Origin of the sequence: Pseudomonas sp. AN-1, from assembly GCF_034057115.1 — a bacterium.
In the GTDB taxonomy this organism is placed as follows: Bacteria; Pseudomonadota; Gammaproteobacteria; order Pseudomonadales; family Pseudomonadaceae; genus Geopseudomonas.
Genome location: NZ_CP139195.1, coordinates 1,264,209 through 1,286,910, shown reverse-complemented (window position 1 = coordinate 1,286,910; position 22,702 = coordinate 1,264,209). Strand labels below are relative to the sequence as shown.

At 68.1% G+C, this 22,702-nt stretch carries 22 protein-coding genes; 13 read left to right on the top strand and 9 right to left on the bottom strand.

The genetic code is table 11. The features are described from left to right. Nucleotides 1-62 precede the first annotated feature (62 nt). From SK095_RS05765 to gabD, 3 genes are read right to left on the bottom strand one after another with little or no spacing between them, the layout of a single operon-like run. Nucleotides 63-1,487 (bottom strand): gamma-aminobutyraldehyde dehydrogenase, encoded by a 1,425-nt coding sequence (locus SK095_RS05765; RefSeq protein ID WP_320548196.1) that lies wholly within the window; start codon nucleotides 1,485-1,487, stop codon nucleotides 63-65. Between the two features lie 56 nt (nucleotides 1,488-1,543). After that, nucleotides 1,544-2,824 carry a 4-aminobutyrate--2-oxoglutarate transaminase gene (gene gabT, locus SK095_RS05760; protein WP_320548195.1) on the bottom strand — a complete coding sequence of 427 codons (1,281 nt, stop codon included), beginning with the start codon at nucleotides 2,822-2,824 and terminating at the stop codon, nucleotides 1,544-1,546. Nucleotides 2,825-2,864: 40 nt separating this feature from the next. Further along, a complete protein-coding gene (gene gabD / locus SK095_RS05755; protein ID WP_320548194.1) occupies nucleotides 2,865-4,307 on the bottom strand; it encodes an NADP-dependent succinate-semialdehyde dehydrogenase in 1,443 nt (480 codons plus the stop codon). A gap of 339 nt (nucleotides 4,308-4,646) precedes the next feature. Here gabD and SK095_RS05750 point away from each other — a divergent pair, with 339 nt between their 5' ends. The 4 genes from SK095_RS05750 to SK095_RS05735 all read left to right on the top strand — a co-directional run bounded on the left by SK095_RS05750 (nucleotide 4,647) and on the right by SK095_RS05735 (nucleotide 8,373). Then, complete coding sequence (locus tag SK095_RS05750; RefSeq protein ID WP_320548193.1) at nucleotides 4,647-5,861, top strand: cytochrome P450; 1,215 nt, start codon at nucleotides 4,647-4,649, stop codon at nucleotides 5,859-5,861. 3 nt (nucleotides 5,862-5,864) lie between these two features. Continuing rightward, nucleotides 5,865-7,118, top strand: a complete 1,254-nt coding sequence (locus tag SK095_RS05745; protein WP_320548192.1) for an FAD-dependent oxidoreductase — start codon at nucleotides 5,865-5,867, stop codon at nucleotides 7,116-7,118. 19 nt (nucleotides 7,119-7,137) lie between these two features. Next, nucleotides 7,138-7,578, top strand: a complete 441-nt coding sequence (locus tag SK095_RS05740; protein WP_320548191.1) for a flavodoxin domain-containing protein — start codon at nucleotides 7,138-7,140, stop codon at nucleotides 7,576-7,578. A gap of 63 nt (nucleotides 7,579-7,641) precedes the next feature. Then, nucleotides 7,642-8,373 (top strand): glutamine amidotransferase-related protein, encoded by a 732-nt coding sequence (locus SK095_RS05735; RefSeq protein ID WP_320548190.1) that lies wholly within the window; start codon nucleotides 7,642-7,644, stop codon nucleotides 8,371-8,373. A 126-nt stretch (nucleotides 8,374-8,499) separates the two neighbouring features. Here SK095_RS05735 and SK095_RS05730 read toward each other — a convergent pair whose 3' ends face one another. Next, nucleotides 8,500-9,993, bottom strand: a complete 1,494-nt coding sequence (locus tag SK095_RS05730) for an aldehyde dehydrogenase (RefSeq protein ID WP_320548189.1) — start codon at nucleotides 9,991-9,993, stop codon at nucleotides 8,500-8,502. Between the two features lie 32 nt (nucleotides 9,994-10,025). After that, on the bottom strand, nucleotides 10,026-10,706 hold the full coding sequence (locus tag SK095_RS05725) for a type 1 glutamine amidotransferase (RefSeq protein ID WP_090347712.1): 681 nt from the start codon (nucleotides 10,704-10,706) through the stop codon (nucleotides 10,026-10,028). Between the two features lie 293 nt (nucleotides 10,707-10,999). On the opposite strand from SK095_RS05725, the gene SK095_RS05720 reads away from it, so the two are divergent. The 4 genes from SK095_RS05720 to SK095_RS05705 all read left to right on the top strand — a co-directional run bounded on the left by SK095_RS05720 (nucleotide 11,000) and on the right by SK095_RS05705 (nucleotide 14,916). Continuing rightward, a complete protein-coding gene (locus tag SK095_RS05720) occupies nucleotides 11,000-12,373 on the top strand; it encodes a glutamine synthetase (protein ID WP_320548188.1) in 1,374 nt (457 codons plus the stop codon). Further along, the gene (locus SK095_RS05715) at nucleotides 12,370-13,074 is read left to right on the top strand and encodes an ABC transporter substrate-binding protein (RefSeq protein ID WP_320548187.1); all 705 of its coding nucleotides are present in this window, start codon (nucleotides 12,370-12,372) and stop codon (nucleotides 13,072-13,074) included. Before SK095_RS05720 ends, SK095_RS05715 begins: the two co-directional genes overlap by 4 nt. Nucleotides 13,075-13,272: 198 nt before the next feature. After that, the gene (locus SK095_RS05710) at nucleotides 13,273-14,028 is read left to right on the top strand and encodes a FadR/GntR family transcriptional regulator (protein WP_320548186.1); all 756 of its coding nucleotides are present in this window, start codon (nucleotides 13,273-13,275) and stop codon (nucleotides 14,026-14,028) included. A gap of 135 nt (nucleotides 14,029-14,163) precedes the next feature. After that, nucleotides 14,164-14,916 (top strand): cache domain-containing protein, encoded by a 753-nt coding sequence (locus SK095_RS05705; protein ID WP_320548185.1) that lies wholly within the window; start codon nucleotides 14,164-14,166, stop codon nucleotides 14,914-14,916. Between the two features lie 708 nt (nucleotides 14,917-15,624). Here SK095_RS05705 and SK095_RS05700 read toward each other — a convergent pair. The 4 genes from SK095_RS05700 to flgA form a co-directional block, all read right to left on the bottom strand. After that, the gene (locus SK095_RS05700) at nucleotides 15,625-17,256 is read right to left on the bottom strand and encodes a methyl-accepting chemotaxis protein (protein ID WP_320548184.1); all 1,632 of its coding nucleotides are present in this window, start codon (nucleotides 17,254-17,256) and stop codon (nucleotides 15,625-15,627) included. Between the two features lie 105 nt (nucleotides 17,257-17,361). Then, the gene (locus SK095_RS05695; protein ID WP_320548183.1) at nucleotides 17,362-17,814 is read right to left on the bottom strand and encodes a flagellar protein FlgN; all 453 of its coding nucleotides are present in this window, start codon (nucleotides 17,812-17,814) and stop codon (nucleotides 17,362-17,364) included. A 19-nt stretch (nucleotides 17,815-17,833) separates the two neighbouring features. Next, on the bottom strand, nucleotides 17,834-18,115 hold the full coding sequence (flgM, locus tag SK095_RS05690) for a flagellar biosynthesis anti-sigma factor FlgM (RefSeq protein ID WP_136490884.1): 282 nt from the start codon (nucleotides 18,113-18,115) through the stop codon (nucleotides 17,834-17,836). Between the two features lie 119 nt (nucleotides 18,116-18,234). Further along, nucleotides 18,235-18,930: a flagellar basal body P-ring formation chaperone FlgA gene (gene flgA / locus SK095_RS05685; protein ID WP_320548182.1), complete on the bottom strand. Its 696-nt coding sequence runs from the start codon at nucleotides 18,928-18,930 to the stop codon at nucleotides 18,235-18,237. A gap of 175 nt (nucleotides 18,931-19,105) precedes the next feature. On the opposite strand from flgA, the gene flgB reads away from it, so the two are divergent. The 5 genes from flgB (at nucleotide 19,106) to SK095_RS05660 (ending at nucleotide 22,697) form a co-directional block, all read left to right on the top strand. Beyond that, nucleotides 19,106-19,519: a flagellar basal body rod protein FlgB gene (gene flgB, locus SK095_RS05680; RefSeq protein WP_136490882.1), complete on the top strand. Its 414-nt coding sequence runs from the start codon at nucleotides 19,106-19,108 to the stop codon at nucleotides 19,517-19,519. Nucleotides 19,520-19,525: 6 nt separating this feature from the next. After that, nucleotides 19,526-19,933 (top strand): flagellar basal body rod protein FlgC, encoded by a 408-nt coding sequence (gene flgC, locus SK095_RS05675; RefSeq protein ID WP_201487592.1) that lies wholly within the window; start codon nucleotides 19,526-19,528, stop codon nucleotides 19,931-19,933. An 11-nt stretch (nucleotides 19,934-19,944) separates the two neighbouring features. Further along, nucleotides 19,945-20,622 carry a flagellar hook assembly protein FlgD gene (flgD, locus tag SK095_RS05670; RefSeq protein ID WP_320548181.1) on the top strand — a complete coding sequence of 226 codons (678 nt, stop codon included), beginning with the start codon at nucleotides 19,945-19,947 and terminating at the stop codon, nucleotides 20,620-20,622. Between the two features lie 62 nt (nucleotides 20,623-20,684). Further along, nucleotides 20,685-21,929, top strand: coding sequence for a flagellar hook protein FlgE (gene flgE / locus SK095_RS05665; RefSeq protein ID WP_320548180.1), 1,245 nt, complete (start codon nucleotides 20,685-20,687; stop codon nucleotides 21,927-21,929). A 12-nt stretch (nucleotides 21,930-21,941) separates the two neighbouring features. Further along, nucleotides 21,942-22,697: a flagellar basal body rod protein FlgF gene (locus SK095_RS05660; RefSeq protein ID WP_320548179.1), complete on the top strand. Its 756-nt coding sequence runs from the start codon at nucleotides 21,942-21,944 to the stop codon at nucleotides 22,695-22,697. The last annotated feature ends 5 nt before the right edge of the window (nucleotides 22,698-22,702 follow it).

The following is a 22,702-nucleotide window of genomic DNA, read 5'->3' as shown; positions in this document are numbered from 1 at the left end:
GGACCGGCGGTGGCTGCACCCCGCCGGTGGCCCCGGCCGCTCCATGACGGAGCGGGGCCCCTTCAGTGCTTGACCATCACATGGCGGATGGCGGTGTAGTCCTCGAGGCCGTACATCGACATGTCCTTGCCGTAGCCGGAGAGCTTCATGCCGCCGTGCGGCATCTCGCTGACCAGCATGAAGTGGGTGTTCACCCAGGTGCAGCCGTACTGCAGGCGGGCGGCCATGCGGTGCGCGCGGCCGATGTCGGCGGTCCATACCGAGGAGGCCAGGCCGTAGTCGGAGTCGTTGGCGAAGGCCAGCGCCTGGGCCTCGTCGTCGAAGGCGGTGACCGAGACGACCGGGCCGAACACTTCGCGGCGGACGATCTCGTCGTCCTGGCGGGCGCCGGCGAGCACCGTGGGCTCGAAGAAGAAGCCGGGGCCTTCGACCTTGTTGCCGCCGGTGACCACGCGGATGTGCGGCTGGGCCTTGGCGCGCTCGACGAAGCCGGCGACGCGTTCGAGATGGGCCGCGGTGATCACCGGGCCGAGTTCGGTATCTTCCTCGTCCTGCAGGCCGTACCTGATGCTGCTGACCGCCTCGCCCAGGCGGGCGACGAACTTCTCGTAGATGCCCTGCTGGGCGTAGATGCGGCAGGCCGCGGTGCAGTCCTGGCCGGCGTTGTAGAAGCCGAAGGTGCGGATGCCCTCCACCGCGGCGTCGATGTCGGCATCGTCGAAGATGATCACCGGAGCCTTGCCGCCCAGCTCCATGTGCATGCGCTTCACGCTGTCGGCGGTGCTGGAGATGATGTTCACCCCGGTGGCGATCGAGCCGGTCAGCGACACCATGCGCACCTTCGGATGATTGGTCAGCGGCGCGCCGACGCTCGGGCCGCGGCCGAACACCAGGTTGACCACTCCGGCCGGGAAGATCCCGGCGATCAGCTCGGCCAGGCGCAGCGCGGTCAGCGGAGTCTGCTCGGATGGCTTGAGCACCACGCAGTTGCCGGCGGCCAGGGCCGGCGCGAGCTTCCAGGCGACCATCATCAGCGGGTAGTTCCACGGCGCGATGGAGGCGACCACGCCGACCGGGTCGCGGCGGATCATCGAGGTATGCCCCGGCAGGTACTCGCCGGCCGCCGAACCCTGCAGGCAGCGCACGGCACCAGCGAAGAAGCGGAACACGTCGGCGATGGCCGGCAGCTCGTCGTTGAGCGCGGCCGCGTAGGGCTTGCCGCAGTTGCGCGACTCCAGGCGGGCCAGTTCCTCGGCGTGGGCGTCGATGACCTCGGCGACCTGCAGCAGCGCTGCCGCGCGTTCCTTCGGCGGGGTCTGCGACCAGGCCGGGAAGGCCGCCTCGGCAGCGTTCACCGCGGCATCCACCTGCTCGGCGGTGGCTTCGGGGATCTCGGCGATCGGGCTGCCGAGCGCCGGGTCGAGGACGGTCTGGATGGGGCCGTGGCCGGCGACCAGTTGGCCGTTGATCAGCAGTTTGGTTTGCATCGTGGTCATCTCTCTCTGTGAGTCTTGCTTGCCCTGAGGCGTGGGTCCGTCGTGACTCAGGCCAGCTCGTCGAAGCACTCGGCGAGGATGGCCAGGCCCTGCTCCAGCTGGGCGTCCGGGATGGTGATCGGCATCAGAAAGCGGATCACGTTGTAGTAGGTGCCGCAGGACAGCAGGATCAGGCCCTTGTCGCGGGTGCGGGCGACGATCCTGCCGACCAGCTCGGCGGCTGGCTTGTGCACGTCGCCGTCCTCGAACAGCTCGATGGCGACCATCGAACCCAGGCCGCGCACGTCGCCGATGACCTTGTGCTTGGCCTGGATCTCGCGCAGGCCGGCCTTCAGGCGCTCGCCGACGGCCTGGGAGCGCTCCAGCAGGTTCTCCTCGTCGAACACCTCGAGCACGGCCAGGGCGGCAGCGCAGGCGATCGGGCTGCCGGCGTAGGTGCCGCCCAGGCCGCCGGGGGCGACGGCGTCCATGATTTCCGCCTTGCCGCACACACCGGCGATCGGGAAGCCACCGCCCACCGACTTGGCGAAGGTGGTCAGGTCCGGGACGATGCCCAGCTGCTCGGTGGCGAAGAAGGTGCCGGTGCGGCCGGCGCCGGTCTGTACCTCGTCGGCGATCAGCAGGATGCCGTGCTGGTCGCACAGGGCGCGCAGGCGCTGCATGAAGGCCTTGGAGTTGACGTAGAAGCCGCCCTCGCCCTGCACCGGCTCGATGATGATCGCGGCGATGTCCTGCGGCTGGGCGTCGTTCTTGAAGATGCGCTCGATGCTGGCGATGGCGTCATCCTCGCTGATGCCGTGCAGCTCGCAGGGCGCCAGGGCGCGGTAGACGCCGCCCGGCATCAGGCCCATGCCGGCCGAGTAGGGCACCACCTTGCCGGTCAGCGACAGGGTCATCATGGTGCGGCCGTGGTAGGCGCCGGTGAAGGCGATCACCCCGGCGCGGCCGGTGGCGGCGCGGGCGATCTTCACGGCGTTCTCGACGGCCTCGGAGCCGGAGGTGACCAGCAGGGTCTTCTTGGCGAAATCGCCCGGCACGCGCTTGGCGATTTCCTCGCACAGGGCGATGTAGGGCTCGTAGGCCAGCACCTGGAAGCAGGTGTGCGACAGCTTGGTCAGCTGCTCCTGGACGGCGGCCACCACCTTCGGATGCAGGTGGCCGGTGTTGAGCACGGCGATGCCGCCGGCGAAGTCGATGTACTCGCGGCCTTCGACGTCCCACACGGTGGCGTTCTCGGCGCGCTCGGCGACGATCGGGTGGATCTGGCTGACGCCGCGGGCGACGGCGGCCTGGCGGCGTTGCAGCAGGGAAGCGTTGGTCTGGCTCATGGTCTTTCTCGTTGCCGGTATTGAATGGAGGCGGACTGGCTCAGATGGCCAGGCACAGGTACTTGATCTCGAGGTAGTCCTCGATGCCGTACTTGGAGCCCTCGCGGCCGAGGCCGGAGGCCTTCATGCCGCCGAACGGCGCCACTTCGGTGGAGATGATTCCGGTGTTGATGCCGACGATGCCGTACTCCAGCGCCTCGGCGACGCGGAACACCCGGCCCAGGTCGCGGGCGTAGAAGTAGGCGGCCAGGCCGAATTCGGTGTCGTTGGACATGGCGATCACTTCGGCCTCGTCCTTGAAGCGGAACAGCGGCGCCAGGGGGCCGAAGGTTTCCTCGCGGGCCACCTTGGCCCCGGCGGGGACGTCGACCAGGATGGTCGGCTCAAAGAAGTTGCCGCCCAGGCTAGTGCCGCCGACGAGCAGGCGGGCGCCCTTGCCGAGGGCGTCGTCGATGTGCTCGCGGACCTTGGCCACCGCCTTGTCGTCGATCAGCGGGCCGGTGGTGACGCCTGCCTCCAGGCCGTTGCCGACCTTCAGGCGGGCCACGGCGGCGCGGAGCTTCTCGGCGAAGGCGTCGTAGACGCCGTCCTGCACGTACAGGCGGTTGGCGCACACGCAGGTCTGCCCGGCGTTGCGGTACTTGGAGGCCAGCGCCCCCTCGACGGCGGCGTCGAGGTCGCCATCGTCGAAGACGATGAAGGGCGCGTTGCCGCCCAGCTCCAGCGACACCTTCTTGATGTCCTTGGCGCACTCGGCCATCAGCTGGCGGCCGATCTCGGTCGAGCCGGTGAAGGTCAGCTTGCGCACCAGCGGGTTGCCGGTCAGCTCGGCGCCGACCTCTGCGGCCGAGCCGGTGACCACGCTGAACACCCCGGCGGGGATGCCGGCGCGGCTGGCCAGTTCGGCCAGGGCGAGAGCGGAGAAGGGCGTCTGCGAGGCCGGCTTGAGCACCATGGTGCAACCGGCGGCCAGCGCCGGGCCGGCCTTGCGGGTGATCATCGCGCTGGGGAAGTTCCACGGAGTGATCGCCGCGGTGACGCCGATCGGCTGCTTCAGTACCAGCAGGCGCTTGTCAGGCTGGTGACCAGGGATGCTGTCGCCGTAAACGCGCTTGGCTTCCTCGGCGAACCATTCGAGGAAAGACGCGGCATAGAGGATCTCGCCGCGCGCCTCGGCCAGCGGCTTGCCCTGTTCGAGGGTCATCAGCCGGGCCAGGTCCTCCTGGTTCTCGAGCATCAGTTCATACCAGCGACGCAGCTTGCCGGCGCGCTCCTTGGCGGTCAGGGCGCGCCAGGCGGGCAGAGCGCGGTCGGCAGCCTCGATGGCGCGCCGCGTTTCGCTGGCACCCATGCGCGGGACCTGGCCGAGACGTTCACCATCGGCCGGATTGTCGACCGCGATGGTGCGGCCGTCGTCCGCGTCCAGCCACTGGCCATCGATGAACGCCTGCTGGCGGAAGAGGACTGGGTCGTTCAGGTGCATGGCGGACTCCTGGCGGGATGAAGGCGGTGAGGAAAACGCTAAATGTTATGAAACCATATCTTATGTTTTTGTGGATGCCAATACCCATGGCGAAAGCGGCTGGATCGGCCCTTGTGGGGCTGCCCATGGCGTGATGCCGGCGGGCGATTCAGTCGGCGCCGGCAAATAAATTCGCTGCGCAGGGCAAAAAGGGCATTGAAAGATATGAAACCATATTTTAAATTCAAGCCGTCCCAACCCGATGCCACAGCGGCGAACCGCGCGGCCGGGCGCTGCGGGCGCTGCCAGGAGACGGCGACTCGTGACCGCAGCCAACTTCAATCCCCATCGGAGGTGCGCATGACTGCCAGCGTTAGCAACCTGTTCGAATCGGCTCCCTATCTCGACGTCACTGACCCGGCGTTCTCCATCCGCTCGCGGGCCGTCATGGAGGCGCGCGAGAAGAGCTGGTTCGCCCGCACCCCCTACGGCATCGCCATCCTGCGCTACGACGAGGTCAACAACCTGATCCGCGACCAGCGCCTGCGCCAGGGCAGCTACGCCTGGCCGGCGCACAACAAGGCCACCGGCAGCTTCGCCGAGTGGTGGGTGCGCATGCTGCTGAGCCGCGAGGGCGCCGATCATTCGCGCCTGCGCCGGCTGGCCAACCCGGCCTTCGCGCCCAAGCTGGTGCGCAAGCTGACCCCGGACTTCCAGAACATGGCCAGCGCGCTGATCGACGGCTTCATCAAAGACGGCCAATGCGATTTCGTCAGCCAGTTCGCCGAGCCCTACGCCACCCAGGTGATCTGCAGCCTGCTCGGCCTGCCGACCAGCGAGTGGCGCGCGCTGGCCGAGCTGGCCTCCGACATGGGCCTGGCCCTGGGCGTGACCTTCAAGCAGGACGAGGCGCGCATCAATGCGGCGACCGACAAGCTGGTCGCCTATGCGGTACAGGCGGTGGAGAAGGTCAAGCAGCAGGGGCTGGGCGACGACTTCCTCAGTGCACTGGTCAAGGCCAACGCCGAGGACAAGTCGGCGCTGAGCGACCAGGAGCTGTACGACATGATCGTGCTGGCGATCTTCGGCGGCATCGATACCACCCGCAACCAGATCTCCCTGGCGATGGACACTTTCCTGCAGCATCCGGAACAGTGGAAGCTGCTCGGCGAGCAACCGGAGCTGGCGCGCGCGGCGGTGGAGGAGGTGATGCGCGTGCGTCCGACCGTGACCTGGGTGACCCGCGAGGCGCTGGAGGACTTCACCTTCCAGGGGCTGGATATCGCCAGGGGCACCACCGTGCACCTGTTCAGCCAGGCCGCCGGCACCGACCCGCGGGTGTTCGACAACCCCGGGTTCGACATCACCGCCAAGCGCCAGCCGCACTTCGGCTTCGGTGCCGGCGCCCACCACTGCATCGGCCACTTCATCGCCCGCGGCGACATGACCGAGGCGCTGGCCCTGCTCGCCCAGCGGGTCAGGAATCCGGCCTACAACGGCGAGCCGAACTGGCTGCCGGACAGCGGCAACACCGGGCCGCTGAGCCTGCCGATCAAGTTCGATCCGGAGGCCTGAGCCATGGCCAGTCCTACCGTCGCGATAGTCGGCTCCGGCCCTTCGGGCTGCTACCTGGCGCAGGCGCTGCGCAAGGCCTGGCCGGATGCCGAGATCAGCGTCCTCGACCGCCTGCCGGTGCCCTACGGGCTGGTGCGCTACGGCGTGGCGCCCGACCATCCGGGCACCAAGGCGGTCACCCGGCAGTTCGACCGGCTGTTCGAGCGCGAGAACATCCGCTTCGTCGGCAACCTGGAGATCGGCCGTGATATCGCCCTCGATGAGCTGCGTGGCGCCTGCGATGTCGTGGTGCTGGCCACCGGCCTGTACGGGGACCGTCGTCTGGGCGTGCCCGGCGACGATCTCGAGCGCGTGCATGGCGCCGGGCGGCTGACCCGCTTCTTCAACGACCATCCCGACGAGGTCGGGCTGGCGCCGCGCTTCGGCCGGCGCACGGCGATAGTCGGCAACGGCAACGTGGCCATCGACCTGCTGCGCCTGCTGGCCAAGTCGGCGGACGAGTTCGCCGGCTCGGACATCTCCGAGACGGTGCTGGCCCATCTGGCCGGCGAGCGGCCGCAGACCATCCACATCGTCGGCCGCTCGCCGGCGATGCTGGCCAAGTTCGACACCGTGATGCTGCGCGAGCTGGGCAAGCTGCAGGACGTGACCTTCGCCCTGGGCGAGGGCTCACTGCTGCACGCGGAGGAGGGGGATGCCGCCAAGCTGGGCGCCCTGCAGGAGCTGCTCGAGCGCCCGGCAACCGGGGCGCGCCAGGTACTGTTCCACTTCGGCTGGGAGCCCGAACGGGTGCACGGCGCCAGCGGCGTCGAGGGCATCTCCTTCGTCCGGCAGGGCGGCGAGCGCCTGGAACTGGCGGTCGACAGCGTGCTGACCGCCATCGGCTTTGCCGAGGATGCTGGCGGCGCGCTGCGTCGCGACAGCCTGTCCGGCGCCGTCGCCGAACTCGACGCCGGCTGCCTCGACCACGGCCTGTACTGCGCCGGCTGGTATCGCCGCGGCCCGCGTGGAACCATCCCGGAGAACCGCGCCGATGCCCGCGGGGTGGCCGACGCCATCATCCAGGCGGTGAGCGACGGCAGCCTGACCCTGGGCAAGCCGGGCTTCGCCAGCCTGGGGGCGGCATTCGCCGGGCCGCGGGTGGCCTACGAAGGCTGGAAGCGCATCGACGCATTCGAGCTCGAACAGGCGCCGGCGGACCGCCAGCGCCGCAAGATCCGCACGATTTCCGACATGCTGCGCATCGCGCAGCCCTGAATGCAATGGAGTTCCCGAGATGAAAACCACCATCCTGTTCGGTACCGAGACCGGCAATGCGGAAATGGTCGCCGAGGACCTCGGCGAGGCGCTCCAGGGCGAGCTGGACGTGGTCGTGCGCGACATGTCCGGCTTCACCGTCGACGAGTTCGCGGCGGACACCTTCTATCTGGTGGTCTGCTCGACCTATGGCGACGGCGAGCTGCCCGGTTCGGCGCAGCCGCTGTTCGACGCCCTGGACGGCGAGCGCCCGGACCTGTCCGGCGTGCGTTTCGCCGCCTTCGGCCTGGGCGACAGCTTCTATGCCACCTTCAACAACGGCAGCCAGATCATCGCCGACAAGCTGATCGAGCTGGGCGCCAGCCAGGTCGGCGAGCGCGGCCAGCACGATGCCTCCAGCGGCGAGCTGCCCGGCGACGTGGCGCTGGCCTGGGTGAAGACGGTGCTGGCCCAGCTCTGAAACCATGGCTCCGACCCGGCGTCGCCGCCAGCGACGCCTGCCCCACGAACAAGGAACCCTTCCATGACCGACCAGCCCCTGAATCTGTGCATCATCGAGAACGGCCTCACGCCGCCCGATCTGCAAGAGACCTTCGGCAGCTATCCGCAGATGATCGAGCGCTGGCTGGCGCCGCAGCTGCCCGGCGCCCGTTTCACCTATGTCTCGCCGGTGAGCGGCGGGCCGCTGCCCGCCCCGGAGGCGTTCGACGGCTATCTGTTGTCCGGCTCCAAGCACAGCTGCTACGAGGGCCTGCCCTGGATGCAGGCGCTGATCGGTTTCCTCGGCCAGCTGCGCGAGCTGGAGCGACCGGTATTCGGTATCTGCTTCGGCCACCAGATCATGGCCGATGCCTTCGGCGGGCGCACCGTGCGTGCCGAGAACGGCTGGGGCGTGGGCGCGCAGCTGTACCGCTACGCAGCGGAGCAGGCTCCCTCGGCGGGCGCCGCGCTGATCTTCCATCAGGACCAGGTTCGCGAGCTGCCGCCCGAGGCGCGCTGCATCGGCGGCTCCGAGCACTGCCCGCACGGTGTGCTGGCCTACCGTTTCCCGGCATTGTCGGTGCAGTTCCATCCGGAGTTCACCCCGGCCTACATCCGCGCCCTGACCGAGAAGTACCGCGGCAGCCTGCTGCCCGAGGCGATCGCCAGCCAGGCGCTGGCCAGCCTGCAACAGCACGAGGTCGACAGCGTGCGCATCGCCCGCTGGGTCGCCGAGTTCTTCCGCGCCAACGTGCGCACCGCCGTGCCGGCCTGATTTCCGGTCGTCCCTTTGGCGCGCGATCCCTTGCGGGTTGCGCGCCTTTTTTCGTCTGCAGGTGGGGTGGGGCAGGTGGGAGCCGGGCAAGCAGGCGCCCCCGCAACCAGGCGGGGGCGCCGGGGATCACAGCCTGATCCAGGTGGCCTTGATCTCGGTGTACTTGTCGAAGGCGTGCAGCGACTTGTCGCGGCCGTTGCCGGACTGCTTGAAGCCGCCGAACGGCGCGGTCATGTCGCCGCCGTTGTACTGGTTGATCCACACGCTGCCGGCGCGCAGCGCCCGCGCGGCCTGGTGCGCCCTGGACAGGCTGGCGGTCCAGATCGCCGCGGCCAGGCCATAGGGGCTGTCGTTGGCGATGCGGATGGCCTCGTCGAGATCGTCGAAGGCGATCACCGACAGCACCGGGCCGAAGATCTCCTCGCGGGCGATGCGCATGGCGTTGCTCACCCCGTCGAACAGGGTCGGCTCGACGTAGGTGCCGCCGGTTTCCTCCAGCACCTGGCGGCCGCCGCAGCGCAACTGTGCGCCCTCGGCGCTGCCGGCGGCGATGTAGCCAAGCACGGTGTCGAGCTGCTGGCGGTCGACCACGGCGCCGACGCGGGTGTCCGGGTCCAGCGGATGGCCGGGGCGCCAGGCGGCGAGCGCCTCGACCACCATGGGCACGAAGCGCTCCTGGATCGAGCGCTCGACCAGCAGGCGCGAGCCGGCGACGCACACCTCGCCCTGGTTGAAGGCGATGGCCGCGGCGGCAGCCTCGGCGGCGGCACGCAGGTCGGGGGCGTCGGCGCAGACGATGTTCGGGCTCTTGCCGCCGGCCTCCAGCCAGACGCGCTTCATGTTCGACTCGCCGGCATACACCATCAGTTGCTTGGCGATGCGGGTGGAGCCGGTGAACACCAGGCAGTCGACGTCCATGTGCAGGGCCAGCGCCTTGCCGACGGTGTGGCCGTAGCCGGGCAGCACGTTGAGCACTCCGGCGGGAATGCCGGCGTCGACCGCCAGCTGGGCGATGCGGATGGCGGAGAGCGGCGACTTCTCCGAAGGCTTGAGGATCACCGAGTTGCCGGTGGCCAGCGCCGGCCCCAGCTTCCAGCAGGCCATCATCAGCGGGAAGTTCCACGGCACGATGGCGGCGACCACGCCGATCGGCTCGCGGGTGACCAGGCCGAGTTCGTCGTGCCCGGTGGGCGCCACCTCGTCGTACACCTTGTCGATGGCCTCGCCGCTCCAGCGGATGGCGCGTGCCGCGCCGGGCACGTCGACCGCCAGGGCATCGCCGATCGGCTTGCCCATGTCGAGCGTCTCGAGCAGGGCCAGTTCCTCGGCATGTGCTTCGAGCAGATCGGCGAAACGCAGCATCGCGGTCTTGCGGCGGGTCGGCGCCAGGCGGGACCAGACGCCTGCCTCGAAGACGGCACGGGCGGCCTGTACGGCGAGGTCGGCATCGGCGGCGTCGCAGCTGGCCACCTCGGCCAGCTGTCGGCCGTCGATGGGGCTGAGGCAGGCGAAGGTGCGGCCGTCGGCGGCGGGCTGGTAGCGGCCGGCGATGTAGGCGCGCGACTCGATGGCGAGCCGGCTGGCGCGCTGTTCCCAGTCGGCGCGGGTGAGCTTGGTCATGGGGTGTCCTCGGTGTGGGCGGGTAGGGGGAGTCAGAGACTGTCGAGGTATTCACGCAGCAGCAGGCTGCAGCGCGCGCGGTTGGCCGGTTCGCGCTCGGCGATCTCGGCGCGCATGCGCTCGGGCAGGTCGCCGGCGGTGGCGAGGAAGCGCTGGCCTTCCTCGCTGCACTGCCAGTAGTCGATCCAGGTGTCGAACATTTCCGGGGTGATTTCCGGGTGGAACTGCACCCCCATGGCCTTGCCCTGGCGATAGGCCTGCGCCGCCAGGTCGGTGCGGCCGAGCAGGGTGGCGCCCGGCGGCGGGGTGAAGGCGTCGAAGTGGAAGTTCAGCCAGGGTCCTTCGTGGGCGCCGCTACGCTCCACGGCCTGCACCGGCGTCCAGCCGATCTCTGGCTGGCTGTTGCGGTACACCTCGCCACCGAGGGCGCGGGCCAGCAACTGGCTGCCGAAGCAGATGCCGAGTGTCGGGCAGCCGCGCTGCTGGACTGCCCTCAGCCAGGCCAGCTCTTCTGGCAGCCAGGGCAGGCGGTGGTCGTAGGCGGACTCCGGGCTGCCCATTACCACCAGCAGGTCGAGTTGCTGCGGATCGGGCAGGCCGCGGGTGATGGGAACGACCTCCAGGTTAAGGCCATGGCTGGCGAACAGCTCCGGCAGGCTGCCGGCCGAGTCGGTCTCGGCATGGATGATGGCGACGGCACGGGTGGACTGCATGGGGATGCTACCTCTGGGTCAGACATTAAACATGTGAAACCATATCTCATATTTATTTTTCTGCCAATCGGAGTGCCTGCCTGGGCCGGACAAGGCTGTTGCTGATCCTCCAAGGCATCAGCGTTTGCCTGAAATGGCAGGCTTGCGGGACGCAGAGAGATTTTTCGTTGTCCTCTTGAAAGATATGAAACCATATCTTAAATTGATTTCGACGCTGCGGCATGACCAGTCGCCGCAGCCCAGCCAGTCCCCTCTTTGCTTCGCCGGCACGCAGAGTGCCTCGGGAGAGCCAGATGACAGCGTTAGACCTGCACCGCGAACTGAACACCAGCTCCAGCGCCGCCGCGGACCTTGCCGCGAAAATCCGTGAGTCGGGTGTCGAGTACATCTATTACCAGGTGGTCACCCTGTCCGGCCGCGTGCTGGCCAAGGTGGTGCCGGCCAAGCACCTGCTGCGCAACCTGGAGAAGGGCGTGCAGTTCCACCGCACCGCACTCACGGACCTGCAGACCACTCGCTCTGGCGTGCTGCTCGGTGGCGGCGCCCAGGCTGCCGAGTTCACCGCGATCCCGGATATCGCCAGCTTCAACGTGCTGCCGTGGGATCGCTCGATCGGCGCCTTCTTCTGCCGCCTGTACGAGCCGGACCACCGTCCCGAGATCGGCGGCATGCCGCTGGCTAGCGACGCCCGGGGCAATCTGTATCGCGCCCACGACGAGTTCACCCGCGATACCGGCCTGCGCCTGAAGTCCGGTTGCGAGCCGGAGATGTCCTGGCTCGGCGAGAAGCTGGAAGTGCAGGTGCGCACCGGCGCCAGCCCCGCCTATCACCTGGGCAACCTCGAGCTGATGCGGCCGATCTTCAAGAAGGTCATGGAGTACTCCATCGCCATGGGCCTGGACATGATCGAGGGCGACTACGAGGATCCGGGCCAGCTCGAGCTGAACTGGATGTTCGACTCCTGCGAACTGACCGCCGACCGCCTGCTCACCTACCGCATGATCTGCCGCCAGGTCGCCCGCGAGTTCGGGGTGATCGCCAGCTTCATGCCCAAGCCGAGCACCGGTTCGATGGGCAACGGCTGCCACCACAACGTCAGCCTGTGGCGCGGCGAGCAGAACGTCTTCGCCGAGCCCGGCCGCCGCGAGCTGCACCTCACCGACATCGGCCTGCACGCCCTGGGCGGCATGCTCCACCACGCGCCGGCCTCGATGATGGTGATGGCTTCCACCGTCAACTCCTACAAGCGCTTCTGGGACACCGGGCTGTTCGCGCCGACCCGCATCAACTGGGGCATGGACAACAAGACCTGCACCGTACGCCTGTCGGCCAACGGTCGCCTGGAGTACAAGCTGCCCGATGCCAGCGTGAACCCCTACCTGTCCCACGCCCTGCTGCTTGCCGCCATGCGCGACGGTCTGCAGAACCGCATCGATCCGGGGCCCTCCGAGAGCCAGGACAGCTATGCCGGTGGTGGGGCGGCGGTGCGCCTGCCGCTGACCCTCGGCGAGGCGGTGAACGCCTTCGACCAGAGCGAGGTGATGCGCGCGGCCCTGCCGGAGGAGATGAGCCAGCTGTACCGCGACCTGAAGGCCGATGAATGGGCCCGTGCCTGCGGTGCGGTCACCGACTGGGAACGCAAGATGTATCTGGAGTACCTGCCGTGAGCGACGCAATGAACGAACTGAGGGTGATCTGCGCCGACCTGCCGGCACCGCCGTTGTTCTGGCGCGACGGGCTGGGCGAGCGGCACGGTTACGAGGCCGACGTGGCGCGCCTGCTGGCGCAGGTCATGGGGCTGCGGGTGCGCTGGGAATATCGCAACTGGGGGGACTTCTATCCCGTCCTGCAGGCCGGGGAAGGCGACATAGTCCTCTGCGGTCAGGGAATTTCCGAGTACCGCAAGACCCTGGCCGACTTCAGCGCGCCCTATGCGGTGTTCGACGAGTCGATCATGGTGCTGCGCGGCAGCCCGGTGCGTTCGCCCGCCGACCTGCGCGGCAAGCGGGTCGGCGCCATCGCCAACAGCCTCAACATGGCCCTGGCGGAAACCTTCGAAGGGGCGATCTGCGTGCCGTTCGGCGGCGACAGCGACGACGTGATGGGCGACATGGTCAAGGCGCTGCGCGCCGGCAGCATCGACGCGATGGTCGACGACGACGTGGCGCTGGTGCCGCTGGCCGAGGAGGAGGATCTGGCCATTGCTTTCACCGTGGCGACGCGCAATCGCTGGGGCATCGCCGTGGCCAAGGAGCGGCCGGAGTTCCGTGCCCGGGTCGACGCTGCGCTCGCCGAGGTGATCGCCGACGGCAGGCTCGAACAGGTATGGCGCAAGTGGATGCCCACCCTGGCGTACCCCTTCGCCTGAGCATCGTCGACAACGAGACCATGACAGCACCGCCCCGGCCTTGCCGGGGCGGTGCTGTCATTGATGAAAAAATCTGATGTTACAGGTATGAATGCCCGGCAAGCTGCCAACTTTGGTAAATTAGCGCCATTGCGTATGGAGCGCCCGCTGTCCGTCCGGTCAGCGGGAGTTCCTGCGACGTCTTGGAACAGGTGATCTATGAGTGCAGTCAGCAAGGCCCATGCTGCTGGTTTCATCCGTCTGCGTCAGGAAGGGCGCACCGAGGAAGTGGTACGCCGGCTGATCGAAGTGATCGATCTGGGCTTGCTTGCCGAAGGCGAGCAGCTCCCCAGCGAGAGTGAGCTGGCCATGCAGCTTGGCGTGGCCACCGTGACCCTGCGCGAAGCGCTGGCGGTGCTGCGTCAGCGCGGCCTGATCGAGACCCGCCGCGGACGCAATGGCGGCAGCTTCATCTGTGCACCGGTCGAGATGCCAGAGGACTTCCTGCTGCAGCGCCTGGAGGAGATGAGTGCGCTGGAGTTGCGCGATCTCGGCGACGAGATGATGGCCATCTCCGGCATGGCGGCACGCCTGGCGGCGCAGCGCTCCGCTGCGGAGCACCATGAGCGGCTGCTGCACTATGTAGAGGCGCTGGGTGTCGCGAGCAGCCGTCTCGAGCGTCGGCGCGCCGACGCCCGCTTCCATATCGAGATCGCGGTGGCAGCCCAGTCGGTCCGTCTCACCCATGCGGAAATGCAGCTGCAGGCCGAACTGGGCGAGTTGCTTTGGATCCAGGCGGACGGCGTCGCCGATACCGCGGCCATCCAGCAGGAGCACCGTACCATCCTCGACGCCCTGGTGGCAGGCGATGCCAATCTGGCTGGGGCGCTGGCCGAGGCGCACGTCGCCCGCGGTATCAAGCGGCTCGCCAACCTGCGGCTGGCATTGCTGGCTGCTGGCGACGAGAACGAGTGATGGCATGCGACTTGCGTAAACTCCGGAAAGGCTGCCTGCCGTGTAGGTGTGAGTAGAAATTTCACGCTATCCCCGCCGGCGGCACTCTTCGGAATAACAACAAGAAGAAACAAAGACCTTAGTGTGAGGTGCATCGTGTCGATCCAGCCCAATCTCCATCCTCTGCAGGCCTGTGCGCAGCGGATCAATGCTTCGATTGGTAACGTTTTTGCTCAGCTGAACCAGCTCATCGATGAGGTCCGTGCGTTGTGGGAAGCTGCCGAGGCGGCGGGGCGACAGCCATGCTCTCGCGACCTCGAGGTTCTGCGCCCGAAGATCGATGCCCACCTCCTGGAGTCCCGTTCCTGCGCCTATGGTGCCGGAGTTGTGCTCGAGCCCGGGGTACTGGCCGACCAGGAAATGTATCTCGAGTGGCGCCGCCTCGTCGGCCAGCAGAAAACTGTGCCGTTGCGCCTCAACTTCAACCAGCGCAGCGAGAACTTCTACAACTATCTGGGCATGCCCTGGTTCCGCGTGCCGCGCGAGACCGGCCGTAGCACGGTCGCCAGTCCCTACGTGGATCTTTACGGCTCCGACATGTACGTGATGACCTTCACCACGCCGATCATGGTCGGTGATCGCTTCATCGGCGTGGCGGGCGCCGACGTTCCGCTGCACAGCTTCGAGCGGGTGCTGGCGCGCAGTCTGGTGCGTCTCGAGCAGGATGCGCTGGTGCTCTCCGCAGATGGGCGAGTGATAGCCTCCAGTACCGCCGACTGGAGTGTCGGCGAGCTGGCCAGCCATTTCCTGGCCAACGCAAATGACGGTTGCTCGGTGCTGAAGCTGAGCGAGATGGCCACCTGGTCACTGGTCTGCCTGCCGAGCTGCCGACGCATGGCAGCAGCCTGAGTCACCGCCCTTCATGCCGGCGCCCCGTGGGGCGCCGGTTGCCTCGTCTTCAGCTGCTGCAGGCATGCCATCGCTGGAGGGGAGCTGCAGCCCAGGTGCAGGCTCTCATCCAAATGACGGCCGGACGCCCATCATCAACTATCGATGCGAGACCTGATGCGCCCGATGAACCGGAGCGCTTGAGGTGGTGTTTGCCGGGGCGTGGTGCGTCCCGGCGCTGGAGGGATCAGTGGCTCGTACCAAAGTCTGCGAGCAGTTGCAGTATCCACTGCGGAGCTAGACGGTAAAAGCTGGGGCAGGTGCTCGGCAGAATGATTGTCATGGCAACCTCCACTCGGTAAGGGGCTGGAATGCGCGTCGAGTGCGCAGTCCCAGGCTTTATGGATATAAAATATGAAAGTATATTTTATGTCAAGCAAGCCTATATCCCGCATGTTGCCGAAGAGCTGTCCAGCGAAGGCGTGTCGCTGTGCCACTTGTTCGCCCCTTCAGCCGCTGGGGGCTGGCCGCTGCGACAGGGCGGTCAGTACTTCGCGCACAAGCCGGAAGCCCAGCTGGCGGAGCTGGACATCGTCGAGTGTATGGACGTCCGATGGCGTGACGTTGAATGCGCGCATCGGTTGCGCCTCGCAACGGAAGGCGACCTGACTCCACCGAGGCATCGCTGGCTTGAGGCAGCCGGCTGCCTGAGCCCGCCTCGGCAACGATCTACGCCCAGGCAAGCCCAGCGGCAGCGGGCGAGCCGATTCCCAGGTTCGAGGCGGTCATGTGCTCGGTGTCGTTCGCCATGGCCTCGGTCCTGAAGTTGGCGACCAGTTGCCTCATCTGGCTCGCCTGGTCTTCCAGGGTGGCGACGGCGGCCCGGGATTGTTCGGTCAGGGTGGCGTTCTGCTGGGTGGTGCTGTCCAGCTGGTTGATCGCGGTATTGATCTGGCCGATGCCGGCGCTCTGTTCGCGGGTGGCGCTGGCGATCTCCTGCATCAGCGTCGAGAGCTGGCCGATCGAGACGACGGTTTCACGGATGGTCTGGCCGCTGTGCTCGGCCTGGTGCACGCCATGGCCGATCTTGGTGGAGATCGTCTCGATCAGCTGGCGAATCTCGCTGGCCGAGGCGGCGCTGCGGCTGGCCAGGCTGCGTACCTCGGCGGCCACCACGGCGAAGCCGCGGCCCTGTTCGCCGGCCCGGGCGGCCTCGACCGAGGCGTTGAGGGCGAGGATGTTGGTCTGGAAGGCGATGGAGTCGATGACCTGGATGATGTCGTTGATCTTCTGCGAGCTGGAGGCCAGTTCCTGCATGAGACGGATGCTCTGCTCGACGTCCCGGCCGCCGCTTTGTGCCGTGGCGGCGGCCGCCGCGGCCAGGCGGCTGGCCTGCTCGGTGGACTCGCTGTTCTGCTGCACCAGGGCGGTGATCTGCTCCATGCTCGAGGCCGTCTGCTGCAGGGCGGCCACCTGCTCGTCGGTGCGCGCGGCCAACTCCTGGCTGCCGAGGAGGACCTCGTGGGCGCTGGCGAACACCTGGTCGCTGTTGTCATGCAGCGAGGCGACCAGATCCGAGAGTTTGCGGTTGGTTTCGCCCATGGCTTCGAGCAGCTGGCCGGTCTCGTCGTGGGTGTTGCCGTGGATGGCCTGGGTCAGGTCGCCCTCGGCGACCCGGCGGGTGGCCTCCAGGGCGCTGCGCAGCGGGGCGATGATGCCGTGGCTGATGCGCACGGCCATGATCCCGGCGATCAGCACGGCGAGGGCGGCAAACGCCAGCAGGCCGGCCAGGGCATTGCGGTGCTGCTGTTCGATCCTGTCGTCGGCGCTGGCCGCCAGCCGTTGCGCGGCCTGGGCGATGGCGATGGCCTGCTGGTCCAGCTGCTGGATCTCGTCGTTGAACTGGCCGAAGACCATGTCGGCGATGGCCGGATCGCTGATCTCACCGGCGGCGATCCGCTCATAGACGCCGCTGAAGCCGAAGTGATAGGCGTCCAGCAGGGTGGCCGACTGGCTGTACAACTTGCCCAGACTGCTGTCGGGCGCCAGGCCGACGCCCTGCTGCAAGGTCGCGGTCAGCTCCTGGTGGGTGGCGTCCCACTGCTGCTTGTAGTTCTGCACCGCCTGCGGGTTGCTGACGTTGAGGAACAGGCTCTTCTCGATGCGGCGTCCCTCGAGGGTCAGCCGGCGCACTTCGGCGGCGTTCTGCAGGAGCGCCATGTCGACATGCAGCAGTTCGTTGGCGGTGCGCTTCTGGGTGGCCAGCCCCTGTACGCCAACGACGGTGGCGGCGACCAGCAGGAGGACGATGCCGCCGAATGCCAGGTGCAGGCGGGCGGCGATGTTGAGACGGGAGAGCATGCAAGTTACCGGATCACAAGTGATGCCGGATTGATATCACTTGAATGTTGCGCTTCTGTGACTGCGCTGGTCCGGAATCTGCTGGGGGTGGCGCGGTGGTGTGATTCAGGCGCGGGAGGCGAGGGCGCCGTGCCGCCCATGGCGGGACTGGCCGTCCGGGCCGTAGAGTCCGCTGCCGCCAGCCTCGCGAAGGAAGTTGAGCATGCGCTGGTTCTGCTCCAGGCGCGCGCGGATGCCGTCGCCATTGCGACGGTTGAGCTGCTGTGCCCGGCTGGCCTGGACGAGCAGCTGCTGCCAGCTGTCGAGGCAGCCGGCGTCGGCGGCGGCACGTGCCGCTCCCTGGCGATCGTCGCCATAGCCGAGGCGGAGCTGGGCGTGCCGGCGTTGCGCCTCCAGCTGTTCGAGCGTGTCCAGCAGCGCCTGTTTGCTGGCGGCCAGTTCGCTCAGGCGCTGGCCGTCCACCTGGCCCTGGGCCAGGGCGCGCTGCTCGTCTTCGAGCAGGAGGATGAACTGCGCCAGGGTGGCGGATTGGCGGGCGAGATGCTTGGCCAGGCTCATGCGGGCTCCGGAATACGGGTCAGTTCTGCTCGAGCTGTTCGCGCACGCTGGCGATCAGGCCATCGGCGATGCGCTCGGCATCGATTTCCAGGCGACCCTCGCGGATGGCCTGGCGCAGTTCGGCGACGCGCGCCAGGTCGATATCCTCGCTGCCCGAGCGGTTGTCGGACGTGCTGAGGTGGGTCACCGTGGACGGTGACTGGTCCGCTGACGCCGCCTGGGCGCGCTGGGCGTGGGTTGCCGGCTCCTTGCCCGAGGTGGCAAGCGGGCGAGCCGGTGGCTGTGAGCTGTCGATCTTCACGGGAAACCTCCCTTGCGTGGTGCCTGTCTTCACTATCGGCCCGCGGCGGGCCGACTTGAGTGCCCGGTTCGCGGGAAAGTGCGCTCCGTGTCGCAGATTATGCGCCTGGAGCAAGCGGGTTAGAAATCGACCGTCAGCAGATTGCGGCTGTGCACGCGGGCGCGCAGGACGGCGCCGGTCTCGGTGCGGATGCGGATCTCGTCGCCCTGGCCGCCGCTGTCCAGGGCGGTGCCCTCGCGGCTGGCCACGAAACCGCCGGCGCGCGCCTCGACCCGGACGCGGGCGCCGCGCTCGACCAGCGGCACGCTGCGCAGGGCGTTGACCGGCAGCGGGCTGCCCTTGCCCAGCGCCCGGGTCAGCTCGCGGCCGATGACCTGCTCGGCGTCCAGCGCGGCATGCCGCGGCAGGCGGCCGAGGTCGCCCTGCTGCAGTTCGAGCAGCTCGGCGGTGACCACTTCGCCGGCCGCCAGCGCCCGGCGGGCGACGGGGTAGGCGGCGTGGATCGTGATCGTCGCCTGCCGGTAGCGGGTGGCGCCGTCGCCGCAGCGTACGCCGACGGCGACGCGGCCCAGCAGGCGCTGGGTGGGCTGGGGCAGGAAGGGTTGCGGCTGGGCGCAGGGCGGCAGGTGCGCGGCGACGGACGCCACCGCCACGGTCACCTGGCGATCCGGACGGGCGGCTTCGCGGCGGAGGAAGTCATGGATCGCGACAGCCACCGGGTCGCTTTCCGCGGCTGACGGCGCACCGGCCAGCAGCAGGGCGAGCAGCCCGGCGAGGCCGGTCAGGCCGCGCGAAAGGTGGAAGGGACGCGGCATGGCGGCGCCTCGAGGCAAGCGGGAGGGCCAGATTCTAGGCAGGCCGGCCGGCAGCCAAGACGGAAATTGAACGGTAAATACCGGCCTGTTCGCACCTTTGCGCTGACGGCCGCCCCCCTATTCTGTGTCCTGAACAACTTTCCCTTGTGCGCCGAGTGGCGCGGAGGACGTCCGCATGATCGACAAGCTCGACGGTGCGCTGCGCATGCACCAGCTGGCGCTGGGCTTGCGTGCCGAGCGTCAGCAGGTGCTGGCCAACAACATCGCCAATGCCGATACGCCCAACTTCAAGGCGCGGGACTTCGATTTTGCCGCGGAGCTGGCCAGGGCCGCCCAGGCGCAGCCGGCTGCCGGCCCCCAGGCGCTGAGAACCACCGATGCCCGTCACCTGAGCGGCCGCCTCGGCGGTCTGGCCAGCGAGCGCGAGCTGCTCTACCGCATTCCCGGCCAGCCCAGCATGGACGGCAACACGGTGGACATGGATCTGGAGCGCGGCGAGTTCGCCGACAACGCGATGCGCTACCAGGTCAGCCTGACCCTGATGAACAGCCGCATCCAGGGGCTGAAGACCGCCCTGCAGCCCGAGTAAGCCGCCATGACCATGTTCAACATCTTCAGCATTTCCAGTTCCGCGCTCAGCGCGCAGTCCCAGCGCATGAACGTCACCGCCAGCAACCTGGCCAATGCCGACAGCGTCAGCGGGCCGGACGGCCAGGCCTACCGCGCCAAGCAGGTGATCTTCGAGGCGCAGGGGGGCGACAGCCAGGGCGTCGGCGGAGTGAAGGTGGCGCAGGTGATCGAGGACGATGCGCCGATGCGCATGGAATACCGCCCGGGGCACCCGCTGGCGGACGAGCGGGGCTACGTGACCCTGCCGAACGTCGAGCCGGTCAACGAGATGGTCAACATGATCTCCGCCTCGCGCTCCTACCAGGCCAACGTCGAGGTGATGAGCACCAGCAAGCAGCTGATGCTCAAGACCCTGACCCTGGGCGACAGCTGAGGAGCGCCGGCATGAGCAACACCATCGACAGTTCGGTCATCAGCTCGATCAACGGCGGCGGCAGTTCGGCCGGCGTCAGCGAGCAGAAGAAGGCCGACGATCTGCGCTCGAACTTCATGACCCTGCTGGTCACCCAGCTGCAGAACCAGGATCCGCTCAAGCCGATGGAGAACGCGGAGATGACCTCGCAGCTGGCGCAGGTCAACACCCTGAGCGGCATCGAGGAACTCAACGAGACCCTCAAGGGCATCACCGGGCAGATCGACGCCGGGCAGACCCTGCAGGCCTCGGCGCTGATCGGCCGCGGCGTGCTGGTGCCGGGCGACCGCGTGCTGGTCGGCAGCGGCGAGACCACCCCGTTCGGTGTCGAACTCGGCCGCGCAGCCGATCAGGTCAAGGTCAGCATCTACGACGGCGCCGGCCAGCTGGTGCGCCAGTTCGACCTCGGTGCCCTGCCGGCGGGGGTCGAGTCGTTCGTCTGGGACGGCACCCTCAATGACGGCAGCGTGGCGCCGGATGGCGCCTACCGGGTGGCCGTCGAGGCCCTCGCCGACGAGCAGGCCCAGCCGGCCACCGTGCTCACCTATGCCCGGGTCGGTGGCGTGAGCAGCGGCGCCAGCGGTCCGCAGATCGACCTCGGCGCCACCCTGGGGCGGGTCGGTCTGCAGGACATCCGCCAGATCCTCTAACCACCTTTTCATCGTTGCATTCGCGCAGCTGGCGGTCAGCCACTGCGCCAGGGAGTCAAGCAATGGGCTTTTCGCAGGCACTCAGCGGTCTCAACGCGGCATCCAAGAACCTCGACGTGATGGGCAACAACATCGCCAACTCGCAGACCATCGGCTACAAGAGCGCGAGCATGCAGTTCGCCGATGTGTACGCCGGGGCCAAGGTCGGTCTGGGCGTCAGCGTCGCCGGGGTGCAGCAGAACTTCAAGGACGGCAACCTGGAAGCCACCGGGCGCAACCTCGACCTGGCGATCAGTGGCGGCGGCTTCCTGCGCTTCGACATGGGCGAGCAGATCGTCTATGCGCGCAACGGCCAGTTGACCATGACTCCGGATGGCTACCTGGAGAACGCCCAGGGCGGCCGCCTGACCGGCTACCCGGGGGCGGCCGGCAACGGCGGCCAGCTGCAGCAGCTGAACATCTCCGCGTCCGGCCTGCCGGCCAAGGCGACCAGCGAGATCAAGGCCACCCTGAATCTGGACGCCACCCTGCCGAGTCTGGATCCGGCGGCCTTCGACCCGCTCAAGTCCAGCACCTATTCCTACGCCAACGGCGCCACAGTGTTCGACTCCCAGGGCACGCCGCAGACGCTGACCCTGTACTTCATCAAGACTGGGGTCAATACCTGGGACGTGAAGACCGCGCGCGCCACCCCGGCGGGGCAGGAGTTTTCCTCCGACTCCACCCGGTTGACCTTCGACAGCAACGGCCTGCTGGCCAGCAGCACGGCGATCCATACCGCGCCGGACGGCACCGTCACCAGCGGGCCGCTGCAGGCGCCCTATGACGCGACTCCGATCAGCTTCGCGTTGACCAATGGTGCCAACGACATGAGCTTCAAGCTCAACGTCGCCGGCAGCACCCAGTTCGCCAACGAGTTCGAGCTGGGCAGCCTCAACCAGGATGGCTACACCTCCGGCAGCCTGGTGGGCATCAGCGTCGACAAGAAGGGCCAGGTCATCGGCAACTACTCCAACGAGCGGACCCAGGTGCTAGGCACCATCGGCATGGCCAACTTCCGCAACCCGGAGGGCCTGACTCCGGTCGGTGGCGGCTGGGTGGAGACCAGCGATTCCGGCCAGGCGCTGATCGGCGAGGCCGGTACCGGCCTGTTCGGCGACATCGAGGCCGGCGTGGTGGAGTCCTCCAACGTCGATCTGACCAAGGAGCTGGTGGCGCTGATCATTGCCCAGCGCAACTTCCAGGCCAACGCCCAGACCATCAAGCTGCAGGACGAAGTGCTGCAGCAGGCAGTCAACCTGCGCTGACCGGACTGAGCCATGGATCGCATCCTCTATACCGCGATGAGCGCGGCGCGCTTCACCCTCGAGCAGCAGGCGGCGGTCAGCCACAACCTGGCCAACGCCGCCACTCCGGGCTTCCGCGGCGAGCTGATGGCCATGCAGGCGGTGCCCGTGGAGGGCGCCGGCCTGGCCACCCGCACGCTGACCGTGGCCAGCACGCCGGCCGCCGACTTCAGCGCGGGGCCGGTATCCGGCACCGGACGCGAACTGGATGTCGCCCTGCGCGGCGACGCCTGGCTGGCCGTGCAGGCGCCCGATGGCAGCGAGGCCTACACCCGGCGCGGCGATCTGCAGATGGATGCCACCGGCATGGTCACCATCCTCGGCCGCCCGGTGATCGGCGAGGGCGGCCCGCTGATCGTGCCGCTGGGCAGCACCCTGAGCATGGGCGTCGACGGCACCATCAGCGCGATCGGCGAAGGCCAGGGGCCGGAGAGCATCGCCGAGGTCGGTCGCCTCAAGCTGGTTGCCGCCGCCCCGGGCAGCCTGGTGCGTGGCGAGGACGGCCTGTTCCGCAGCCAGCCGGACGCCAACGGCGTCGGCGCCACGCTGCCGGCCGACGACAACCAGCGGCTGACCCCCGGCGCCCTGGAGGGCAGCAACGTCAGCCCCACCGAGGCGATGGTGGCGATGATCGACAACGCCCGCCGCTACGACATGCAGATGAAGGTGATCGGCAGCGCCGACGAGAACGCCCAGCGCGCCAACAGCCTGCTGTCGCTGCAGGGCTGAGGCCC